Below are 15,244 nucleotides of genomic sequence, written 5' to 3'. Positions count from 1 at the left end.
CTGCTGTTATTACTGTCTTGACCCAATTGCCGTTCCAGTTCATGCACGCGTTTCTCGAGTTTAACGATTTGTTCAGCTTGAGAGGCAACGACGGCTTGGAGTTGTTGATTTTGTTTGACGAGAGCACGATTCTGCTGCTTTAGAGTTCGGTTATGTTCGAGGAGGGCATGAAAGAAGCTGGCGATCTCGGGGTCACCTTTGCAAATTTGGTTTACTTGCTCCTTGCTGAATTCCATCTCTTCACATCCTCATTTGGCTTTATCTACTATTTCGCGATGACTACACTTAAATTCCTTCTTGTTGAGGAACAAAAAAAAATCTCCCGGGTTGGGAGACCTAAGTAGTAACTATATTTCTAGCTATGTATTCACGAAACGCTTGCTAACATAATTTTTAATGCCAACTTTCATGGCGTACTACTCTCGTTACTAATATATCTGTTGAATTTTTTGACGAGAATTCCTTTGCGTAACATAAACATTCCTCGTAATTTCCCCATATAGCTTCTTGAAATGAATTATAAATATTGTCTGGCCTATAAATCGTATTTATTTTAACTATTTCTTTGCCTTCATAAAGCTCTATTTCTTGTAAAGCAGCTGAGAATATCAAAAATGTTGATTCGTCTATGTTTTGTTTCAACCAATCTTTAACTGCTACTCCATCTTCAATTAAAGTTAATCTTTCCAAAATTATTAGGGTTTTATATCCCATAGGTATTACTTTTGCGATCTTATCGAAGTCTATGGCATTAAATAGATAAGAGAAGCCAGAGGCATAGATAAAGTATTTAGCATCTGCATCTACATCAAAAGGGTTTCTCTTCTCTCCTTCAGGAAAATCATACGTAATTATTGGATATTTACTCACTTAAACTACCTCCAGAGTTTGTTTACTGGTATTTCAAGCAAACCTACCTAACGTTTTTGTATTCACGAAACAACCCGGCCTTAGATAGCTCTTCTACGAGTTATATACAAGATATCTTCTTTGCTATTATGTGTGTAAATATGGCAATATCTCTATACGGGCTCTGATGCCCAAGTTCAAATTCAAGTTTAATTGTTTCGGCATGCCATTCTTCATTCTGTTTAATATCATTATCTGAGATGTATCCGTAAATGTTATGTATTCCAAAATGTCCTACTATATCATAACCCGACTCACATAACCATGATGATAGTTGGTTATATGTATATGTCGTTATATCTGTCTGAATAATCCCACTATATTCCTTTTCGTTTCCAATACTGGCAAGTGCACTTCCAGGGTCTTTATTAATGATAGCTTTTTTCATTACTTTAGCTGTAGGATTATGTGCTATTAATGAAAGAAACCCATTCTCATTCTGACAATCACTAATAAGACGAATAAATTGCTTCGGCTCATCTACATACTCGAGTATATTATGGCAAAAAATCCAGTCGTAACTTCCAATATTATTAGCCACGTTCTCGTATTAATCGCTTATAAAATGAACTGGTTGTCCATTTTGTCTTGCTATTTCGATCATATTTGTTGTAGGTTCAATTCCAGTTACACTATTTCCTCTTAGTGCAAACTCATTAGAAGTTATCCCAAAACCACAACCAATATCTAAAATCGATTGTGGTTGCTGTATAAAGAACTTGTCGATTTGATGCCAGGCTGTTAGATAAAATAACCGTCCTCATGGCATCTGAGTATAGTTCATATATTGATTTATTGATTTTGAAAATGCTTCTATTGTTTTCATGTATGTTATGTCCTTTCTATATTACTCGGAAATATCATCTAACGCCCCCGTATTCATGAACTCGAGAGGCTTAAGTTTCGCCATGATCGGGTGGCTCTCGCCACTTACGCCTCACAGGATTGTGCTTGAGTCTTCTTCCCGGAAATGCCTCGGGCAAAACAAGGGACTTAGGTCCCGCAGCATGTATACGGTGTTATAGGAAGTTCTATTATCCACTTTTGTTTCATTACTAATTGTTTCTTTTATAGTTTTTTGAGAATTTCCTATAACTGCTCACGTCTTACATTTAATTCAAATATATATCAAAAAAGGTTTATTGCAATATCTCTAACCAAAAATAGAGTTTAAATATTATCAAGGAACGTTAAAGTTCCCATTTCCTAAATCGTTTCTTTTATATTATATTATAAATATAAGACTATTATTGCTATTACTAATATAAAGAGTTTCGAGCATAACAGTCATCTTTGGGGAGGAACCTGAATGAATGAAAATATACAGAATAACTCAGGTATTGAAATCGGAATCTATACACTCGGTGATATCGTACCTGATCCGCATAGTGGGCAATCAATTAGCAGTAGGCAACGGCTGCAGGAGATTATTGAATCCGCTAAGCTGGCGGATGAGGCTGGACTAGACATTTTTGGAATTGGTGAACATCATCGTTTAGATTACGCGGTATCTGCGACCTCCGTAGTCTTGGCTGCGATTGCTCAAGCTACCAAAAATATCAAACTTACTAGTGCCACTACAGTTCTAAGCACCACAGATCCTGTAAGGCTATTTGAGGAATATGCTACACTAGACTTGCTATCGAATGGACGAGCTGAAATTATCGCCGGTCGGGGCGCATTTTTGGAGTCTTTTCCCCTATTCGGGTATGACATTAGCGATTATGATACACTTTTTAATGAACACTTTAATCTATTCCAGAAGCTAAATCAGAAGGAGAGACTTACCTGGCAGGGCCAATTCCGTTCTCCTTTAATTGAAGCTGAAATTTCACCACGACCAGTCAAGCAGGAAATACCGATTTGGATCGGTTCAGGAGGTTCACAGCAAAGTGCTGAACGAGCTGGCAAAATGGGAACGGGAATGGCTTTGGCCATTCTTGGTGGTGCGCCTAACCGGTTTAAAGCATTGGTTGAGACCTATCGCGCAACAGGTATCGCATCTGGATACGAATTGTCCGATCTAAAAGTTGGGATTACAGGACATGGTTACATTTCAACGACTACTGGGCAAGCAAAAGATGAATACTATCCGTATTATGCAAATTACCGCAACTATGTAGACCAGCAGCTTGGATCGAAAGCGTCCAACCTGTCTCGTGCAGAATTCGAGCAAATGACCAGTCCGGAAACTGCGTTATTCGTAGGTGATCCACAATTAATCATCGACAAAATGCTATATCAATACGAATTGTTTGGACATCAACGGATGATGCTGCAGCTCGATATTGGGGGCATCCCTTTCTCTAAGGTTGCGAAAAGCATAGAGTTATTGGCAACAGAGGTCGCTCCAGCCGTACGTCGGGCAACAGCAGGCCAACTGCAGAAAAATAAATAATAAAATAGATAAAAAAAGGAATGATTTGATGTCGACTACTAATCTTGAACCGAAGGTACTTGAAGTGTTAAAGGATAAAATTCAATTAATCCACGCAGATGAAGGCGCCATTTATCTCGTCGGCCCCATCAAGCTACCTGTCGAACTGGACGGAGAAACTGTCATTTTCCAATGGTATTGCTGGCTTAACCGCTGTAAAGTCACAGAAAACTATGAAGAAATCATCGATCAACTATCATCGGCCAGATTGGCAGAATACCAGCAATCGAGTGTGCTCGTATATGGTGATTTCAAGAATGCGGATGAAGCGTTAGTTCGTATGCACTCCATTTGCCATACTGGTGACATCTTCGGCAGTAAAAAATGCGACTGCGGCTTTCAGTTGAAGAAGTCCATGAAAAACATTGTAGAGCATGGCACAGGAGCACTGTTCTACTTGGCGAACCACGAAGGTCGTGGCATCGGGCTTTTCAGTAAAGCAATGGCGTATGTCCTTCAAGAAAACGGCTATGACACAGTCGAAGCAAATATAGGCCTAGGATTTGTGGACGATTCCAGAAACTACGGAGATGCCATTAAAGTGCTTGAGACCCTGCGAACCAAACCAGTTACACTCATGACCAATAACCCGAAAAAAATCGAAGCACTAAAGAGTGCCGGACTAGTTCTGTCCGGAAGAGAGCCGATGTGGGGTGGTAAAACCGAGTTCAATGAAAATTATTTAAAAACCAAAATCCAGCGTTCTGGTCATATAGGGGAAACTAAATAATATACCTGCTCTACAAGCATCGGCTGGACTGCTAGATCAGTGCAAATTCCTGCAAATGTGCAGGCTTTGGCCTCTTATTTCAAACATATACACGAAATTACTGCAAATGTGCAGGCTTTACTCACAAACACGCTAATAGCTGACTCAGTATCAAAAAATTGCTGCACATTTGCATCCTTTCAACGAAATTTAACTGTTTCCTTCGGAAAAACTGCATTTTTATATTAACTAATAAAAAACGTTGATTTATCAATGCTCGTTTTCATAATTAATGATAAAATCGAGTAAAAATTTTTTCAATGTATGCTCTACTTCGAAAGCGATGCTTAGTAAATATTGTAATTTTTCTAAATTGATATCATCAATTCTTACTCGATTTCGGAGGCTTCGTTGAAACCAGCTAATTTTACATATTCCCCCACAATCAAAGCCCCCCCTTTTATCTGAAAGTCGTTTTTTACCTAGATGACCATTCATTTTCACTGATCTCGGTAAATTAGTTGTTAGAATCTTTTTCTATCAGGAAAGTGAGGTCCGCTGGATCCTTGGATGTGATCAACAGCCGTTTCGAAGGCATGAATAATACGTTGAACAGCTATGAACTCCGGATCATCTGGTCCTAAATCCTGCATAAACATCAACTGAAGAATCTGTCTGTAAAATGAAATTCGCTCGTTAAGACGTTCCTTTTCCAAACAAATAATGTCATCAAGAGTGTGTGATTGGATAAACTCCTTAACTGGATTTCCCTCGGAAGCTTTTGCGTCCCGTTCCCAGGTTGTAAATATCATTTCTTCGGAGTCAGACAAATCAATCGAGGAGCGAATACTATTAAACGTAATCTGTTCTTTTGCTAACATGACGTGAAATGATTTGTTTTGAAACAGCTCTTTGAGAACTAAAACACACATCTGTCGATTACCGAGCAGTATTCCTTCAAAAGGATGAATGATCCAATATCCCTCCTTCGGATACATGTTGAAGGTAAAGAATTCCCCACCATAGTTGTACTTTATCTTAATCGACATATTCGACATAAGCTCATACTGAAACTCTTGCATATCTTTCCTCCCGCACCACTTCTACTAATTCTTATCATAGCAGAAGTGGTGACGTTAAGCATCTCTATTATGATTCAATTCAGTTATGGATTCTGAACGTTCGGATGCTGCCAAAAATATTAGTGTAATCAAGAGTCCAGCGCAGACAATGAAACCTAGCATTGCTTCCACCCCATGGCTTTTTCTACTTTATATGCATTCTGGTGAAGGTATATGCTATTCATGATTCCCACTGTTCTCTACTTATATAATGTTATGTGATGAATAAAAGGGGGCAATGCCCCAATGGCCCCCCCCACATTTGATCAAGAATTATGAGATTAATAATTTCTATTCCAGAAGTCCGAACTCTGCACTTTCCAACTCGGGGTTTGCTTTCGCGCCTGCATTCAAACCAATACGCTGACCCATCTGCTGATTGATTGCGCCAAGACGTTTGTTTTGCTCGCTCGCTGTCTGAATAATGGTGCGGTTTGATTGTTCGAATAAATCCATGGCAGCAAAAAGATCCGAGATACCCCGTTCAATGGATTCAATCTGTAATCCCGGCTTACTCATCAACTCGTTCGTCTTCTGAGTCGTCTCTTTCAGCAAACGCGAGTTTTCCTCGAACATACTACTTAGCGTAGCATTTGTATTGTTGACGGCTTCAATTGTTTGCGCCTGGTCCTCCAAGGCCATCGAAATCATAGCCGATACCGTCAACAAATTTTGAGTTTTCTCGATCGTTGCATCAACCGCATCAATGAGCTTGTCATTATTATCGTTAATAATATCGGTACCAGCGATAGCCTGCTGATACAGGATAATCATTTCATGAAAGGACTGAATTCGAGTAACTACCTTACGTAGACCCCGCTCCAAATGTGATTTTCTAGCCTCATTTTCCGACTTCGCTATTTCTTCTTCGAACAAGGACTTTAGTTTCTCTCCCATGGCAATTCGCATTTGGAGCTGATATACATTTTCGATGGAGCTTTTCTTGAGAGTTTTCATGTAGGCCATGTTCTCCTCGAGCGTTTCCTTACCATTGCGAAGCGATTGAACAATAGCATTCACATTTGTTTTAACGGATTGATACTTATATATGTAATTTTTCAGCGGTGTTTTTTTCAGAAGCTTGTCCATTAATCCAAGTTGTTTGCTTTTGCTCAGGGAATCGATCTCACCACGCAACTTCAAGATATTGTTTTGAACCTCAGAACGTTTTCCGGACATCAGTTCATTTACTGGTCGTTCAAGCATCGTGAGTGACTGACCTGCTGACTCCATCGTTTTTGATCCCATTCGACCGATGCTATCCATGAGAGTTTCCAATTCCATTGTATCGGTTGCTGATACTTTACTGAGCAGCAGCTTTGCCTCTTCTTCGACTTTCATCAAATCCGTTTGTTTCAATTCAACAAGTTGTGCAGACATTGTTACTCCTCCTCTAATTAGTCGGCAGATCCATACCTTTGATGGATAAGTTCTACCCGTGTTTGAAGTTCAATAAGATCTTTTTGCTCGATTGACTCAACATACGAAGAAAGCTTTGTATGGATATCTTTCAGACCATTCAGCAGCAAGCGACGGTTAATTCGCTTACCTTCCCCACTGAGTTTCAAGAACGGGTTGATCGCTCCATTCAAGTCCTTAAAAACTAGGCGCTGAATATTGTGGTTCATGTTGCCAGCATTCATTTCCTTGAGTTGAGGGATCAGATGTTTAATTCTTGTGAGAAGACTTAAGCTTTTTTCGACGATCTCATTATCTAGTGCGTCTTTCTGCCCCTCTGAAATGATCATCTCTTGAAGGACGTCTATGTAGTCCTGAATCGGTCCCCAAAACGGATCTTGTGCGATAGCATGTTCCGTTTCTTCGATCCCTAGCCCCTCACTGACTCGATTCTGCTCATAGGTCGGCTTCTGCTCTGTGATTGTCTGAGCCGGAGTAGTAGGACCTTTCAATGCGATAGATTGCTTACTTAATATGAGAACCCCAATGATCGAGATCGCTGTTGGAATCAATAGAACCAATGCTACAGGAAGGATCAAAGATGTTATCAAACTAATGATATATCCGGCTGCCGTTGCACTTATTGCTAATTTGTATTTCAGTTGCAAAGAATTTGCACCTCCATCTTATGATTGTTGGTAAAGTTCTCGGTTAAGTTCGTGTATTCCTTTGAAATTCCATTTTCATAGTGCTGTTGATGGAATAGCAATCAAAGAAAGATATGAATATCTCAGCTAGGACACCAGAAGGATGGGATGCTTTAGATGATAAAAGAATTGTTGATTCCTGTCAATTAAGGGAATGCAAAGAAACCGATCCAATAAGGATCGGGAAGTGAATCATAGATGGTGTTTAAGTATGATTTCTTTTTCGTAATGCGTAGCCATGATATTAAGCTGGTATTCTTGAATCGGGACATCCCTTCCAAGTAGGAGTTTCAACGCCAGGTAGGGAAAATTGACCCCACTCAGGCAAGAAGTATACATTCCACCGGACATTCTCGGATTTATTTCAAGCAACTTTGGCGTGTCGCCCTGGTATATGAATTGAATATTGAAATTGTATTGCAAAGGAAGCCTTCGGTGAATCGCAGTGGATAGTCGAATTAGGTCATTGTTATCTTCGAGCGCCCTAATTCTCCCTTCGACCTTTTTACGTGGAACAGCGGCAAGCAACTGCTGCTTCGTTCCTAAACAATCCACACTATACTCTGATCCTTTTAAATGTTCCATGATCATAAGTGGTGCAACTGGCCCTTTGTGCTCCTCAAGCAATCGAAGAATATCACCAATGCAAATACGTGGCTTCACTGACTCGTACAGGGATTGAATGGTTGGGGGGGCATTATCAATAATTCGAAAACCCGCTCCACCTTCAGCTGTTACCGGTTTTACACAAACATCTAATCCCTTTGTAAGAAGGTTTGTGTACGCTCTTTCAAATTCATCAAGCGTAGTAACCACATAATGCTCCGGAATGTGAAGTCCTTCAATGTCTGCTAACTTATTGAATAGTTCACCCTTATCAGAGACGATCTTTAATAGTTCTGGATCCCCGGAGAGCATTACTTTGGTTCTGATCTGATTGAAGTCTTCAATATACGGGGCAATGTCCGTCAGTCCATAGTGGGGAAAAAACACATCAATTTGGTGCTTTCTGCAGAAGTCTAAGCAATATTTCACATATTCATCCATTGGTAGAGTTGGCTCGAGCTCTGAATAATCAGCTGCTTGAAGCATCAAGGAGTGTCGCTTCGGATGGGTAGCGTAAATTTCCACCTTCAGATCGTCAGGATTATTGCGAATCATTTCAACATAATGAATTGCTGTTGCGAAGGTTCGGTTAAACCAAATACGTAATGTCATGGGACTTCCTCCTAACGTGAAGAAATGAGTTGACTCTTGTGTTCCAGAAATCCACGATGTACCCATTCCAGAAGCTCCTCCGAGGCCCTTATCCCCGAAGATTCAGTGAATCTATAATGGTGACTGTCCCCATAGAGCGCATAAAGTTCTCCGTGTCTTGGGGAAATTGCATAATTTGCAACTTTTAAGAGACTTTCGTCAAGTAATGAATCTCCAGAAGCAGCGATATATGTAGCTCCGATTCGTTCCTTTAGATATAACAGGGCATCCCCTTTAGTAATCCGCTCCGGCACAAGATAAACCTTTCTTCCTTGTATGGATAATACCCACCCTTGAGCAAGCAACTTACTCCTAAATTGATCAAGTATTTCCAGTGGTGTCTTGTCCGGATCAATGATCATCGTATAGAAGAGATCATCACAAAGCCATCCACGTAGGGCCCACTCGGGGGAAGATATTTCATCATACATCATCTTAATCTCTTCCCTGCTGGCACTACTTTCTACAGCTAATCTTACGTGTTCGCACCATTCTTGGTCAGGCTCCCCGTCAACAAGTATATTTCCACCATTACTGGTAACTGCATACTTCACATTCACGTTCTTCGAAAACTGAAAAACCCTACGATATTGGGAGATGGTCCGTGTGGTAACAGGTATGAATGAAGCGACTTGGGTGATCAAAGTCAGCCATGACAATGCACTTTGGGTCATGAAGGAAGTGAAAGCACCCCCATTTTCCTCTACTGGTACAAGTTCATCTTCAGATAAGGTTTCTTTCATTGATTTTTTTGAATAAATCAAGGTTTTGTCGAGATCACTTGCGAATATCATCATGACTGATCACCCCCGTTTACAGGCTTTATGATCCCGCAGCATGAATATGTCAGATCAGGATATACCTCTACAGGGACATTACGATCTTCGGCCAACAACAAGATGTGTTTAAGGTGTGGATTATCCATACGGTCCACAAGAATCTTCCATGGAACACGGCGTAAAAGGACACGAGTCGTTTCTCCAACACCCGGCTTCACTAAGTTCACATCCGCGATGCCAAAGTCTTCTTGGATTCGATTAATATCTTTCATACCTTTCCAAGTTACTTCTGTTTCATGGGGGTTGTCATAGAGATAAGTTGCTTGTTGCTTGGCTTCCTCTTTTACGTCAGCGAAATACCTTGAAACGGTATCGACAAAGAGATTGGATACATCGTCTTTCAACCATTCCTTATAGAACTTGGCACCATGGTAATCATCGGGCCCAATTAGGTCATCACGCAAAACAGTTCTACTCATAAGACCTGATACGGTTGAATTTAAACAGGCGCTAGGAATGAGAAAGTCTTCCCGGGTACCGAATGTTGCCGAGCAACGAGCGGGATCTGCTAAAACTGCAAGGTCATCATCAATGATGATCCCATACTTCATTTTCAATGTTTCCCGAGCTTGGATAAGGACGTTTCGAATAACCCCTTTCCCTGTCCATCCATCAACAAACTGAATGCTAAATTGAGGATGTTGTTTCAACATATAGAGTACAGCGTTTTCGTCGATCCCTTTTCCTCTGATGATGGAAATGCTGTAGTGAGGAAGATCATGTTGGTAAACCAACCGAATGTAGCGCTTAATCAAGATACCGATCGGTGTTCCGGCTCTAGCAAGAGAAGCAATAATCGTATTTTCCCCTCTTTTACTCCATATGAGTTCAGCTGTAATCGCGGAAGCAAGCGCGACATTCCGTGCCGTGGTTTTTAACGTATCATGGAAAAGTTGAATATATTGTTGCGTTGGCTGATACTCCATCGGCAACATTTCAGAGTAATGTGTTCCTGACTGGATGGCCTCTTCCCTATCTTCCATGTCCTTTTCCAACTCAACTGTACTTAGATCCTTAAGCAGGAATACGACATCTCCAGGACTATAACTGCCGAGCGGTGTAGGTTGGGGAAGGTTCTTTACAATCGTTTGAATGGACATGAGACTATCCTCCTTGTTGATAATGTTAGAAATGAACAAAATGAATAATAGGGATACCGGTTCCTTTTAGTGCATCGGTTAATGGGGTGAGCATTTCGCTGGAGGACACTCTCTCCAAAAAGACGAATACTTCATCATACATACCAATATTGATATTGTAAAAAAAATTGCTTACTGAACGATCATCTTGGCTTTGGAATGAATAAACATTTCGTATGGCGTAATTATCGTCGTCAAAAGGATGAATTGGGCTCCGTGTGCTGGATTGATATGATATTCCCTCACCCATTTCCGCCGCTATACGCATGGGCAAATACATGAATTCGCCTGTCCCCATACATAACGTCCTTTGACCACACCTTTGGCTCTTTAAAACGCTTGCGCACTTGGAGATACGATCATCAATCGCAGGTCTATCATTACCTGTTATGCCGAATCGTCCTGTTTCCATAAGGTATGGACGTACATTCTTTGTACCATCTTCAAACGATGAGACGAAGGGAATATACTTGAACATGTGGTCGATAGAATAATGAAGAATGGTCGGCTCAGACTTTGAATTAGCACATGTCTTGGAAGAAGGTCGGTCTACTGGGCCTCCGTTTACAACAATTCTTCCTTGTAGAAAAGTAAGACAAGTAATCGAAATCCCCAGTTCACGCTCAACTTGATTGAATCTCTCTATATCCTCTTCGGAACGCCAATCCAATAATGACGCAACGATATATTTGTGCCTCGGTGACTTTGCATGCAGATCACGAATAATATTGAGTGCAGTCTTACCTGTCGTAATCTCGTCATCAACCAGCACAACCGTTTCGGTTCCCTTCAAAAAGTGGTTGTCCGTGATATAGCACCGATGTGCTGATGCGTGGGAGTGTTCTTCCTCAAACACTATGGATGGCTGTTTATTGGTGACGTTTTCCCTAGTTGTATGGATATATTTTGTTGGGCCGCTGAATACATCAAACATGCTAGTGCCCAGTGCCGTTGCTGTTTCAGCAAATCCTATAAACAAGGTCGGTTCCGATAATTGAAACGGGTTGCTCTTTATGCTTCGAAATACCTTTTCAGCAACCTTCGGATCTTGAAATGCCGATTTAATCTCCGTTTGATCCAAACTGATCGGATAACCCTCTAGTTTGTAATAAAGCAGACCAAGTATTGCTCCACCCATTAAAGAAATGTAAGGATTCACTGGGAGATGTTTTCCCAAAACTTTACTTACGAAGAGGAAACTTCTCTTCTTATTGATTCGCGCTGCCATTTGAAAAAGTGCTTCAAGAGGCAGATCGAACGGGTTGTTCATAATTTCTATGGAGACTTCTAAGTCATCAAGAATACGAAAGGATTGTCTTCTCATGTTGTGAAGATTCGTGTCCGAGTAAGATGGAAGTATAGTTTTTGTTTTCATTTAGCACCCCATAAATTTTCGCTCTCGTCAGGATTCGATTTGCCCAGTTTAGATGTGGTTTAATTTCGTTCATCTTATTCTCGTGTTGACTCTTTACCACTCCAATCATTCCGTTATTGCTGTTCACGATGTTGGTTGCATCGAGATATTCTTCATACGTGACAACATACGAGGACTGAACCGGAATAATGTGACTCGGATGAATAATTGACTTTCCGATGATTCCATTTGCCTTGTCTAGGGAGACTTCACGAATTAACCCTTCCATGTATTCATTGACAATATCTATACGTGTACGTTGACCCGCTTTTCCACCCGCGTCCTCAAATGTTGCGGCTCGTATATGAAGTTTCGAGGCACGCTCATTTTTGAAATATTCCCAGACCGGTCCAGAAATCACGTATTGGTCGTTAGCTCTACCAAATATGTTTACAACATCAATGATACAATCACGGATTACACCTATATCATATATGGTCATATCCGGGCTCCGGCGAAGCCCGAACAAACTTGAGAAATCCGTTGCTCCAATCCGAACATTCAGAACAAGATCTCGGTACTGCGACAACAGATCCTTGATCCCATGAAGCGTGGCGTACCTGGACTCTTTAAAAATGACATCTGACGTTTCCAGAATAGGCATAACATATAATGTCGGGAAATTAGATGGCTTGTGCCCATTGTAAGAGCGAATTATATCGAAATATTCTGTCCCAACCTCCACACTGAATTTCGGTAACACAAAGCCGGTTACAAATTCTAAAGACGACTCAAGCAAATCAATAATTTGCTCCATCTGCTTCGGTGTTCTGACTCTTATGAAGATAAGCGGTAAGTCGTCGGATTTTATTGCTTCCAGCTTGACCATACCTGCCAAGCGGTACATTTGCTGTTTCAAGTTTTCCTCTGCTAATTCAACTTGATGGTCACCGACTGCATCTTCGAGATCCATCACAACGGAAACAAGTCCCTCGTGCTTGCCCGACGCGAGTTCATCGGCAATATTCAATCTTGTAGCCGGCATATACAGAGCTGCACCGATGGAATGAGACAGAATTTCTCGGTCCGATTGATTACTGAAGGTCATTGGTGAGGAGTGAAAGATCCGTTCTTCTTCATCGTGAGTGAGATAATTAAAATACCGCATTTTCTACCTCCTTATTTATAATATCGAGGTTGATACCTAATCGTTGTCCGACAAATCTGACGCTTTAGGAAGAGGTATAAAATATCCCTCCCTGATAGGGAGGGAAGATTTATTAAATTCTTGTATTCCGAAGGGAAGATTAAGCCGATTTCGTCGTTGTATCTTGGCTTTTTTTGCGAAGGGTGCTCAAGATGATTGCTCCTACAAATACAGCGATCAAAAGGGCGAAGAATACGATATGCGGAAGGTGAAATCCTACGACTGCTGCAAGCATTTTAAGTCCAATAATGATAATGAGGATGAATGCTGCTTTCTCAAGCTCTGGGTAGCGTCCAATGAGTTTCAAGAAGACTTGAGCTACACCACGCATCATCAGAACGCCGAGGATGCCTCCAAGGAACAAGACCCATACTTGTTCACTTACACCAAACGCCGCTATAACGCTGTCGACACTAAATGCAATGTCCATTAGCTCTACAGTCAGAACGGTCCGCCAGAAGCCTCTTGCTTTGTTTTCCACTTGGTCTTCTTCTGCCGCATCATTGTTCCTTCCTATGTAAGGAAGTACAGGAATTTTACCTGCGCGCACCCATTTAACTTCGAGGTGGAAGAGGTGGCTACATGCAATCCACAGAAGATACAGGCCGCCTATAACTTTAACCCAAGTGATTTTTACAAGGAAGGTACCAATACTAATTGCGAGGAAGCGGAATACATAGGCACCAAGCAATCCGTAAAATAAAGCCTTCTTTTGTTGCTCCTTGGGAAGGTGCTTAACCAACACTGCAAGTACAAGGGCATTGTCTGCGGATAACAAGCCTTCCAACAATACTAGGCTTGCTATAATCCCCCAGCTAACTGGGTCCGAAAGAATCGCTACAGTATGTTCCCAGTTGAAATACTCAGAAAAATTGTCAATAAAACTATTAATAAAATCCATCATAATTCTACATCCCACCCCGAAATTTTGTTATCATTTGCTTCCTGCTACCCAATTTAAGTCCCAATTGTAGGCCCTGTCCAACTCCTCATGACCCGAAAAATATTCAACAAGTCTTTCTATGCTGAACGTCTGGTCGTTCACATTCCGGATCATAGCAATGGCGCACATTCCCTTGCGATTATCGTGTTGGTCGAGTTTAACCTCAATATCGGGTCCCCCGTTTTGTTTAATGGTGACAACCCCGTCGGCATCGGACCACTTTGTAACCCCTTCATATATAAAGGCATATACGACAATCCGCTTAATATCTGAAACATGCTTGCCGTTAATTCGAAGATTCTCGCCCGATGTTACAGCCCCCGTGCGGTCATCCCCGTCTAATGCAACGAAGGGAACTCGATTGAGACTTCCGAAACTATCACCAAGAGCCTGAATCGCCCCTTTACGACCGTCTTTTAATTCAAACAGGCAACCTAAGTCGAGATCGATCCCTTTGGACGCAAAGAACGAACTTGATTTGCCTCGATTCCAATTCAGGTTTACCAGAACCTCACCAATTGGGCCGCTACCTTTCTGAAGGTTGATGACATCCCCCTTTTTCTTTAATTCAATCTTTGAGAGATTAATAGACGGTGGGAAACTTGGTGCAGGAGTAGATTGATCACGAATTTTTGGTGTTTCTTGTTCTTGATGGATTTCTTGGGATATATCCACTCCATAGCTTGTACAGAGCGCCTCTAGTCCTCCAGAGTACCCAGATCCAATCGGATTGAATTTCCATTCTCCGTTATATCTATAAAGTTCTCCGACGACAATTGCTGTTTCGACAGAAAAGGAATTTCCAATGTTAAAATGCAACTGTTCCTTTCTTGAAACTGTATCAATGATTCGTATGTAACAATCATCCAGCATCGAGAAATTTTGTTTTCTCTTTTCTCCTTCGTAAATAGTTAAAGCAAAGGAAATTCTCTCGTATTGAGAAGGAATGTCTCGCAAAGAGACAGAAACTTGTGTATTGTCTTCTGACAGTGAAGATAAATTAATTACCTGTATCGAATTGTTTGGTCCCGTAGGATTTCCATAAAATATTAAATCCTCATCTTTAGTAACTTTGGATTCTACGGTGAGGAGAAATGCCGAAAAGTCAACTTCAATTGAGGTATTGGGAGTTTTCCACCCCATGCCGACAATGATATTATTTATAGTAGGATTACCTTTTGTGAGGTCTGCCTTTTGACCTTTTACAAGTTCGGTAGACATGTA

At 41.1% G+C, this 15,244-nt stretch carries 16 protein-coding genes; 2 read left to right on the top strand and 14 right to left on the bottom strand.

Annotation, left to right across the window (positions count from 1 at the left end):
* The 4 genes from BLS49_RS13990 to BLS49_RS25795 form a co-directional block, all read right to left on the bottom strand.
* On the bottom strand, positions 1–236 hold a 236-nt coding region (locus tag BLS49_RS13990), incomplete at its 3' end, for a DUF3450 domain-containing protein (RefSeq protein ID WP_139173139.1).
* A 157-nt stretch (positions 237–393) separates the two neighbouring features.
* Entirely contained in the window at positions 394–870 is a 477-nt protein-coding gene (locus BLS49_RS13985; protein ID WP_091231485.1) for a hypothetical protein, read from the bottom strand.
* A 100-nt stretch (positions 871–970) separates the two neighbouring features.
* Entirely contained in the window at positions 971–1,450 is a 480-nt protein-coding gene (locus BLS49_RS13980; RefSeq protein WP_091231483.1) for a class I SAM-dependent methyltransferase, read from the bottom strand.
* 9 nt (positions 1,451–1,459) lie between these two features.
* Complete coding sequence (locus tag BLS49_RS25795) at positions 1,460–1,636, bottom strand: class I SAM-dependent methyltransferase (protein WP_091231499.1); 177 nt, start codon at positions 1,634–1,636, stop codon at positions 1,460–1,462.
* A gap of 582 nt (positions 1,637–2,218) precedes the next feature.
* On the opposite strand from BLS49_RS25795, the gene BLS49_RS13970 reads away from it, so the two are divergent.
* The gene (locus BLS49_RS13970; protein ID WP_091231480.1) at positions 2,219–3,307 is read left to right on the top strand and encodes an LLM class flavin-dependent oxidoreductase; all 1,089 of its coding nucleotides are present in this window, start codon (positions 2,219–2,221) and stop codon (positions 3,305–3,307) included.
* Positions 3,308–3,335: 28 nt separating this feature from the next.
* Positions 3,336–4,076 (top strand): GTP cyclohydrolase II, encoded by a 741-nt coding sequence (locus BLS49_RS13965; protein ID WP_091231477.1) that lies wholly within the window; start codon positions 3,336–3,338, stop codon positions 4,074–4,076.
* 503 nt (positions 4,077–4,579) lie between these two features.
* On the opposite strand, the gene BLS49_RS13960 is transcribed toward BLS49_RS13965, so the two are convergent.
* From BLS49_RS13960 to BLS49_RS13915, 10 genes are all read right to left on the bottom strand, one after another.
* On the bottom strand, positions 4,580–5,137 hold the full coding sequence (locus BLS49_RS13960; protein WP_091231474.1) for a hypothetical protein: 558 nt from the start codon (positions 5,135–5,137) through the stop codon (positions 4,580–4,582).
* Positions 5,138–5,467: 330 nt separating this feature from the next.
* Complete coding sequence (locus tag BLS49_RS13955) at positions 5,468–6,556, bottom strand: toxic anion resistance protein (protein ID WP_091231471.1); 1,089 nt, start codon at positions 6,554–6,556, stop codon at positions 5,468–5,470.
* Positions 6,557–6,573: 17 nt separating this feature from the next.
* On the bottom strand, positions 6,574–7,242 hold the full coding sequence (locus tag BLS49_RS13950; protein ID WP_091231467.1) for a hypothetical protein: 669 nt from the start codon (positions 7,240–7,242) through the stop codon (positions 6,574–6,576).
* 231 nt (positions 7,243–7,473) lie between these two features.
* Entirely contained in the window at positions 7,474–8,499 is a 1,026-nt protein-coding gene (locus BLS49_RS13945) for an ATP-grasp domain-containing protein (RefSeq protein WP_091231462.1), read from the bottom strand.
* Positions 8,500–8,510: 11 nt separating this feature from the next.
* Entirely contained in the window at positions 8,511–9,335 is an 825-nt protein-coding gene (locus tag BLS49_RS13940; RefSeq protein WP_091231458.1) for an HAD family hydrolase, read from the bottom strand.
* Positions 9,332–10,477 carry a cysteine protease StiP family protein gene (locus tag BLS49_RS13935; protein WP_091231455.1) on the bottom strand — a complete coding sequence of 382 codons (1,146 nt, stop codon included), beginning with the start codon at positions 10,475–10,477 and terminating at the stop codon, positions 9,332–9,334. Before BLS49_RS13935 ends, BLS49_RS13940 begins: the two co-directional genes overlap by 4 nt.
* A 25-nt stretch (positions 10,478–10,502) precedes the next feature.
* Positions 10,503–11,891 carry a phosphoribosyltransferase family protein gene (locus tag BLS49_RS13930; protein WP_091231452.1) on the bottom strand — a complete coding sequence of 463 codons (1,389 nt, stop codon included), beginning with the start codon at positions 11,889–11,891 and terminating at the stop codon, positions 10,503–10,505.
* On the bottom strand, positions 11,812–13,038 hold the full coding sequence (locus BLS49_RS13925; RefSeq protein WP_091231449.1) for an HpcH/HpaI aldolase/citrate lyase family protein: 1,227 nt from the start codon (positions 13,036–13,038) through the stop codon (positions 11,812–11,814). The genes BLS49_RS13930 and BLS49_RS13925 overlap by 80 nt, the downstream gene beginning before the upstream one ends.
* 139 nt (positions 13,039–13,177) lie before the next feature.
* Positions 13,178–13,984 (bottom strand): TerC family protein, encoded by an 807-nt coding sequence (locus tag BLS49_RS13920; protein WP_376769599.1) that lies wholly within the window; start codon positions 13,982–13,984, stop codon positions 13,178–13,180.
* A gap of 27 nt (positions 13,985–14,011) precedes the next feature.
* Entirely contained in the window at positions 14,012–15,241 is a 1,230-nt protein-coding gene (locus BLS49_RS13915; RefSeq protein ID WP_091231443.1) for a TerD family protein, read from the bottom strand.
* Between the last annotated feature and the right edge of the window lie 3 nt (positions 15,242–15,244).

The organism is Fontibacillus panacisegetis, assembly GCF_900102215.1.
Taxonomy (GTDB): domain Bacteria; phylum Bacillota; class Bacilli; order Paenibacillales; family Paenibacillaceae; genus Fontibacillus; species Fontibacillus panacisegetis.
Note: the sequence above shows the minus strand (reverse complement) of the source record. Positions and strands in the feature narration are given on the sequence as shown.

Excerpts from the sequence above, each read along its gene's own strand:
- BLS49_RS13940 (WP_091231458.1), bottom strand. The coding sequence starts at position 9,335 with ATGATGATATTCGCAAGTGATCTCGACAAAACCTTGATTTATTCAAAA.
- BLS49_RS13945 (WP_091231462.1), bottom strand. The coding sequence starts at position 8,499 with ATGACATTACGTATTTGGTTTAACCGAACCTTCGCAACAGCAATTCAT.
- BLS49_RS13925 (WP_091231449.1), bottom strand. The coding sequence starts at position 13,038 with ATGCGGTATTTTAATTATCTCACTCACGATGAAGAAGAACGGATCTTT.
- BLS49_RS13935 (WP_091231455.1), bottom strand. The coding sequence starts at position 10,477 with ATGTCCATTCAAACGATTGTAAAGAACCTTCCCCAACCTACACCGCTC.
- BLS49_RS13960 (WP_091231474.1), bottom strand. The coding sequence starts at position 5,137 with ATGCAAGAGTTTCAGTATGAGCTTATGTCGAATATGTCGATTAAGATA.
- BLS49_RS13930 (WP_091231452.1), bottom strand. The coding sequence starts at position 11,891 with ATGAAAACAAAAACTATACTTCCATCTTACTCGGACACGAATCTTCAC.
- BLS49_RS13915 (WP_091231443.1), bottom strand. The coding sequence starts at position 15,241 with ATGTCTACCGAACTTGTAAAAGGTCAAAAGGCAGACCTCACAAAAGGT.
- BLS49_RS13970 (WP_091231480.1), top strand. The coding sequence starts at position 2,219 with ATGAATGAAAATATACAGAATAACTCAGGTATTGAAATCGGAATCTAT.
- BLS49_RS13955 (WP_091231471.1), bottom strand. The coding sequence starts at position 6,556 with ATGTCTGCACAACTTGTTGAATTGAAACAAACGGATTTGATGAAAGTC.
- BLS49_RS13965 (WP_091231477.1), top strand. The coding sequence starts at position 3,336 with ATGTCGACTACTAATCTTGAACCGAAGGTACTTGAAGTGTTAAAGGAT.